The organism is Lampropedia hyalina DSM 16112, assembly GCF_900129055.1.
GTDB classification, from domain to species: Bacteria; Pseudomonadota; Gammaproteobacteria; order Burkholderiales; family Burkholderiaceae_C; genus Lampropedia; species Lampropedia hyalina.
Genome location: NZ_FQUZ01000051.1, coordinates 3,309 through 9,777, shown reverse-complemented (window position 1 = coordinate 9,777; position 6,469 = coordinate 3,309). Strand labels below are relative to the sequence as shown.

The window sequence follows — 6,469 nt, the reverse complement described above, 5'->3', positions numbered from 1 at the left end:
GCAGGAATACGAAGGCAAGATATGGAACCTGGCATATCGGCTGGAGCAATTGGAGAAAAGGGCCAGCGAACCGAGGGCAGAGCAGGTGGGGCCGACAGTGGAAGGTGCGCAGAGAGAGCCATTGCAAGCGCAGTTGGAGCATGAGCGTGCGCAGCTTGAGCAGGCGCAAAGGCAGCGGCGTGTTGCCGAGCAGCGGATGCAGGAGGGTGCGGGTCAGCAAGAAGAGCTGAGGCAGAGGCTGGAGCAGGTGCAGGGCCAGTTGGAGGGGGAGCGTCAGCAGGGCCGGGAGCGAGAGGAGCAGGTGAGGCGTCGAGTGCGGGAACTGGAGGAGCAGAACCGGGCCTTGCGCCTGAGCTGGTCATGGCGCATCACCGCTCCTTTGCGTGCCGTGATGCAGCAACTGCAAGCAATGGCGAAGGCCGCACCCGGTAAGACCCGAATGCTTCCATCCCAGGGGCCAGATGCGCCAGATGCGGCTGTGCCTCCAGTGTGGCCCACAGAAACCATGCCACCAGTGCCACGCCACTGGAGCCTTGCCAATCTCCCTCCCCATGCCAAGCAGTTGCACCAGATCATCGTGAGCGAATCACACCGCCGCCTGCCACCCGAGGAACAAGACCGATGCGCATCGTAATCGACATGCAGGCCGTGCAGTTGGCCGATTGCAGCGACCATGTCGCAAGGCACACGTTGTCACTGGTCAAGGCCATGGTGCGCAACCGGGGGCCGCACCAGATCATCCTGGCTCTCAGTGGCCTGCTGCATGGCCGCATCGAAGCCATTCGCAGCGAGTTCAACGGCCTGTTGCCTGCCCAGGCCATCCGCCTCTGGAATGCCCCAGGCCCGTTGCACACCGCAGAGCTGCAAAGCCGGGCCCGGCAGATACGAGCTGCATTTCTGTGCAGCCTGCGACCCGATGTATTGCACATTCCCGGTATGGCAGACAGCCTGGGCGACGAAGCCATCACCGACATCGGCACACTGACCGAGCATTTCCCGGTCACGGTCACACTCCATGGCAGTCTCTCGCCAGACATGGCCAGTCGTCACCCTGACAAACGGGCCGACCTGTTGCGCGCCAGTGCCCTGCTGGGCGTCTCACGCCCTGCTTGCGCACAGGCTGTGGAGTATCTTGCCATTCCCGCACAGCGCATCACCTGCCTTGTCGAGCCACTGGGCGCGTCCATGGCCTTGCCTGCCATGCCGCATCGAAGCAAAGCCCAAACCATGTGGGACGGGCTGCAACAGGCGCGCATGCGTGCGAACCTGCGCTCCCGCTTCCAAACCCGCGACGAGTTGCAATTGCAGCAACATGCCTGGGATGCAGTCGCACAGCATATGCTCGGCATCTTCGAGCAACAGGTGCAGCAGTTCAAGCTCAGTCGCCCGCACAGCCTGCCGCCAAGCCATGCCGATCATGTGGCCGTGCAGCAGCGGCCTGTACTCGCGCTCGTCAGCCCCTTGCCACCCGTGCGCAGTGGCATTGCCGACTACACGGCCATGCTGCTGCCGGCATTGGCACAGCATTACCAGGTCATTCCCATCATTGCCCAGCAGGAAGTCGATGCCCAATGGGCACAAGCCCATGGCCCCCTGCGCAATATAGACTGGCTGCGTGCGAACGCCCATAGCGTGGATCGGGTCGTCTATCAAGTCGGCAACTCCCCCTACCACCAGCACATGCTGGAGCTGGTGCAGGAAATCCCCGGCATCGTCGTCCTGCACGACTTTTACCTCAGCAGCCTGCTGGCCTGGCTGGAAACCGAGGCAGGCCAAGGCCCCTGCTGGAGCCGTGCCCTGCACACCTCGCATGGTGTGGCCGCCCTGCAACTGCGCGGCCACGACCTCGATGCTGCCCGCAGGCACTACCCTGCCAACCTGCCCGTGCTGCAACATGCCTTGGGCATCATCGTCCATTCCGAACACTCGCGGCAACTCGCCCGCCACTGGTACGGCCCTGACTTCGCGAACGACTGGGCCGTCATCCCGCTGGTGCGCACCCCTCCCACACCCACCAGCCGTGCACAGGCACGCCAGTCACTGGGCTTGAGCGACGACGATTTTCTGGTGTGCAGTTTTGGCTTCCTCGACAGCACCAAGCTCAACCATCGCCTGTTGCAGGCATGGCTGGCCAGCGGTATGGACGGTCAGGCCCGCTGCCACCTCGTCTTTGTGGGCCAGAATCATCCTGGAGAATATGGACAGCAACTGGAACAGACCATCGCCTCGGCAGGCGATGGTGCCGCCCGCATCCGCATCACAGGCTTTGCCAGCCCCGAGCAATACCAAAGCTACCTTGCCGCCGCCGATCTGGCCGTGCAACTGCGCACCGGCTCCCGTGGCGAAACCTCCGCCGCTGTGCTGGACTGCCTCAGCCACGGCCTGCCGCTGATCGCCAACGCCCACGGCTCACTGGCGGAAATCCCCACCGATACCGCCTGGCTCCTGCCCGATGAATTCGACGACCAGGCCCTCACCCAGGCCCTGCAAACCCTGTACACCGATGCCGCACACCGCCAGCGCATCGCCGCCCAGGCCGCTGCCTTCTGCGCCCGTGAACACACCCCGCAACCCTGTGCCCAACGCTACGCCCAATTCATCGAACAAATCGACTGGAGCAGCACCTGCGGCCATGCCGCCAGCCTGGCCCGCACACTGGCACGGCAAAACACCCAACCCATTGAGCCAGCCCAGGCCCTGCAACTCAGCATCGATCTCGCCAGCAGCCTGCCACTGGCGCAGCCCCAACGCCGCCTGTTCGTCGATGTCACCGCCACCGTGCGCAACGACCTCAAGACCGGCATCCAGCGTGTCGTGCGTGCCATCCTCAAGGCACTGATTGACGCTCCCCCGCCGGGGCACCGCATCGAACCCGTGCAACTGCACAGCAGTGACGACCACAGCAGCGTCACCGGCTACCGCACAGCCCTCGACTGGTGGGGGCGCAGCCACGGCCTGAACCTGCCCCCCGCCCTCGACGACGCCATCGACCCTGTCGCGGGCGATCAACTCCTCATCCTCGACTTCAACGGCGGCCTGGTCGTACAGGCCGAACAGGCCGGCATCTACGCAGAACTGCGCCAACGCGGCATACCCATCCACTGCGTGGTCTATGACCTCCTGCCCGTGCAAATGCCCGAAGTCTTTCCCCCCGGTCAATTCGGTTTTGGCGACTGGCTCGCCACCACCGTGCGCATTGCCGACCGCATCGCCTGCATCTCGCGCGCCGTGGCCGACGACCTCACACACTGGTGCCACCACAGTGGCATTCCAAGGCCCGCACCGCTGGCCATCGGGCACTTTCACCTGGGGGCCGACGTGGACAACTCCGTGCCCACCCGGGGCCTGCCCGACAACGCCCCGGCCACCCTGGCGCAAATGGCCGCCATGCCCACCTTCCTCATGGTCGGCACCATCGAACCGCGCAAAGGCTATCCCCAGGTCATCGAAGCATTCACCCAACTGTGGAACGAAGGGCTGCAAGCCAACCTCGTCATCGTCGGCCACGAAGGCTGGCGAGGGCTGCCCGAAGACATGCGCCGCGACATCCCCGCCACCATCTCCCGGCTGACCCACCACCCCGAACAAGGCCAACGCCTGCACTGGCTCGCCGGCATCAGCGACGAATACCTCGACACCCTCTATGCCAACAGCACCTGCCTCATAGCCGCCAGCAAGGGCGAAGGCTTTGGCCTGCCCCTCATCGAAGCCGCCCAGCATGGCCTGCCATTGCTGGTGCGCGACCTGCCGGTGTTTCGGGAAATTGCCGCAGGCCACGCCAGCTACTTCAGCGGCCATGAACCAGAGGCCCTGGCTGCGGCCATCCGCGCATGGCTGGCCCAACACGCCAACGCACAACACCCCCGTGCCGATGCCCTGCCATACCTCACCTGGCAGGCCAGCACCCAACAACTGCTGGCCGCCATCGGCATCGAAGCGAGCACCAGGGCGAATCTGAATGATGACACGCCCTGACCCGAATGGCACTTGCTTAAGCCTGTTCCCCGTCATTCCGGGCTTGACCCACTGCTGTCTGGAATCAATTTAGGCAATGCCTGCAACGCCATGAACGATCTGATTCTTTTGCGATTGCCTCCAAAAGAGACTCCCATTTTTGAGCATCGTATTGCACTACGCCACGTCATGCCGGACTCGATCCGGCATCCAGTGACGACGCTTGCAAAAACACCTTGCTTGCCAATGGCTTGCGTTGCGACTGGATGCCGGATCGAGTCCGGCATGACGGTATTGGGTGCTTTGCGTAAGGCTGCAATGGTCACTTGGCAAGTGCCTGCCAAAACGTTCCAGACAGCAGTGGGGCTTGACCCGCAATCCAGTGACAAAGCAAACCAAGAGAAACGAACGTGTTTTTTCTCCATGTCGTCACTGGATTGCGGCATTCGCCCTAACCCCTGATCCCGCGCCATGCCACCCGCAGCGGCTCCCCAGCCCGACCAGATCGACTTGCCCTCCAGCACTGGCCAGACCAGCCCGGCCATTCGGGCACTGCTGGTGCTGGGCGGAGAATGCAGCCAGTCCATGCAGCGCAGCCACCGTGCCCTTCAGGGCTATCGGCAATGCCTGGCCATGTGCCAGCCTGCTCCCCTGTTCATCCTCAGTGGCGGCAACCTCCAGAAACGCCATGGCCTGCTGCTGCCCGAGTGCGAGCAGATGCGCCGCTTTCTGCGGGCCGCCGGCGTGCCGGACTGCCACATCGTCACCGATGCCATCTCCCGCGATACCTATGCCAACCTGCTCATCGGTGGCCATCTAGCACAGGAAAAAGGCATCGGCATCCAGCACACCGCCATCGTCACCGATGCCTACCATGCCCCACGCATCCGCCGCCTGCACCGCCTGATCTATGGGCACCCTCCTGCTGCCATGCAGTTGGCTTGCTGGCCTTCATCGGCCTGGCAGAAATCGCGTGAACACCTGGCCTACCTGGCCTTGCGCAGCCACCTCTGGTGGCATGGCATTGCGCATGGAAAACCGAATGACCACTGGCAATACTTGCAGAACTATCATCCGCTTCACTATTCGTTACAATAGTTGAAACCAGACTGGTGAAAGCCCCTAGGAACTTTGTATTGGGGGGTATCACCAGAGCAATGTGGTTTGCAGAGGTCTTTGCCATGCCTGTCCGAGTCTGTTGATCTTGGCAGGAAGCATGACAGCAACTCCTGGCACTGTTGTCGCCGGGTAGTACAGAGGATAAGCAGGAAGTGTGCCAATTCCAGAGGAATAGCAATCGGCACAGCAATGCGAACCTGCGCACCATGCGCTTGCTGGGACTGTGGGTGGAGATGAACGCAGGGGTACCGGGATGATCGGCTGGTTTTTTGTAGGGCTGGCAACCGGTTTTTGTGTTTTTGATTTTTAGGAGAGAAGCGATGGCTGATATTTATGCAAAAAATGATGTGAATGCAGTGCAGGAAAGTTCAACAGTTGGATCGCAAGATGTAGTCACGTCGCCGACAAATATACCAAATGTTAGTGGTCTGCTTGGAGCTGGTGATGATTTTAGTTTTAGTGTTTCTCCTGGAGGGACTGCTAGTGGTACTGTTCAATTCGATGTGAATGGTCTACTTGGTGTTGCTCCTGGATTTAAGGTTACCTTGAATAAGGCTGGGGAGGCTGCTCCAGTATTTTCCGGTCAACTTTCTGCTCTTTTGAGTCTTCTTGGTATTGATGTTTTGGGTCAAAGTTCGGGTGTCTATACGTTTGACCTTGCTGGCTTGAATCTGAGCGAAGGACTTTATACTTTTGAGTATGAAATTACTGGAATAGTTGCCTTAAGTAATGTTGCTGTCATTGAAAATATTTCTGAGAGTTTCTATAAATGGAATCCAGTTGTAGGAGAAGTGCTGGATAACGATTTCCATGGGGACGCGGAAAGTGATTTGTACATTCTTAATCCCGCTACAAATAACTATGAAATAGTTGTTGATGGTAAACTTGTAGCGGGAACACATGGATCTTTGATAATCAATGAAGATGGAAGCTATACATATACGCCAAATAATCAGCCGCACGTAACTGGAAAAGTGGAAACTTTCCAATATGAGATTCGATATTCTGATGGCACTACAACAGACGGTGCTGAATTGAGAATTGGATTTGGCACTACACCTGATCGTGGCGAGGATGAGGAGCCGCCAGCTGCCCCAACTGATGTAACAGTAGCTGCTGATGGATCAGCAGTCACAGGCAAAGGCGAGCCAGACGCCACTGTAATTATCAGAGATGAAAACGGTGACGATATTGCTCGCGGAGTCGTGGATGAGAATGGTGATTTCAGTATTCCCCTGGAACCACCATTGACGAATGAAGAGGCACTCAGCGTAACGTTGAGAGACCCATCATTCAATGTCTCCGCTCCAGCAGAAGTCAATGCACCCTTGGTAGAAGACAGCGACGGTGACGCAGATAGCGATGCAGATGCAGATGCAGATGCAGATGCAGATGC

Annotated in this window: 4 protein-coding genes and 1 pseudogene; all 5 read left to right on the top strand. The window is 59.6% G+C overall.

From position 1 onward, the window contains the following. Positions 1–634: pseudogene (locus BUE21_RS14740) on the top strand (hypothetical protein); the annotation flags it as partial. Further along, on the top strand, positions 622–3,975 hold the full coding sequence (locus BUE21_RS13920; protein ID WP_073357249.1) for a glycosyltransferase: 3,354 nt from the start codon (positions 622–624) through the stop codon (positions 3,973–3,975). The pseudogene BUE21_RS14740 and the gene BUE21_RS13920, both read left to right, overlap by 13 nt. Before the next feature lie 90 nt (positions 3,976–4,065). Next, a complete protein-coding gene (locus BUE21_RS14610; protein ID WP_143164549.1) occupies positions 4,066–4,416 on the top strand; it encodes a hypothetical protein in 351 nt (116 codons plus the stop codon). A 9-nt stretch (positions 4,417–4,425) separates the two neighbouring features. After that, positions 4,426–5,052 (top strand): YdcF family protein, encoded by a 627-nt coding sequence (locus BUE21_RS13915; protein WP_073357248.1) that lies wholly within the window; start codon positions 4,426–4,428, stop codon positions 5,050–5,052. A gap of 341 nt (positions 5,053–5,393) precedes the next feature. Further along, positions 5,394–6,469 (top strand): Ig-like domain-containing protein (locus tag BUE21_RS14735; protein ID WP_200796752.1); only part of this gene is annotated, 1,076 nt, incomplete at its 3' end.